Here is a 461-nt window from a genome sequence, read left to right on the forward strand (position 1 = left end):
GGCCAATTACGCCTGCGTTACCGGTAGGGTGGACGGCCATGCCGTCCACGCGGTCCAGGCGGTCAACGCAAGTAGGCATACTCCAGACGGGACTAAACTGGAAACCGATGGAAGGTACTGAAGCCGACTTGCCGAGAACTTCATCGAAGCCAGCCCGGTCTAACCGACCAGCAAGCGACAATAACACGAAACGCGCCCCTGTTTGACCGAAGCCCCAGCCGCCGGTTTCCAAGCACTGTCTACAAGGAGCCCATCATGTTCCGCAAAAACCTGCTGCGCCCGCTGTTCTGGATCGGCCTGCTGTCCTCGCCACTGGCCGCCCAGGCCCAGACCCCGCCGCAATACATCAACACCAGCACCTGTACCTTCAACAACAACGTGATCGGCATGTACGTGGTCGGCCCCTACCTGTACGGGTCCGGCGGCACCGCCTACTGCAACCTGAACCGGCCAGTCCATAC

1 protein-coding gene is annotated in these 461 nt (G+C 60.7%); it reads left to right on the forward strand.

What is annotated here, in order from left to right; translation table 11 throughout:
• Window positions 1–255: 255 nt before the first annotated feature.
• The coding region (locus tag FL311_RS43635) for a hypothetical protein (RefSeq protein ID WP_141333596.1) at window positions 256–461 on the forward strand (206 nt) is incomplete at its 3' end.

It is taken from the genome of Myxococcus sp. AB025B, from assembly GCF_006518215.1.
Lineage (GTDB): Bacteria > Myxococcota > Myxococcia > Myxococcales > Myxococcaceae > Myxococcus > Myxococcus fulvus.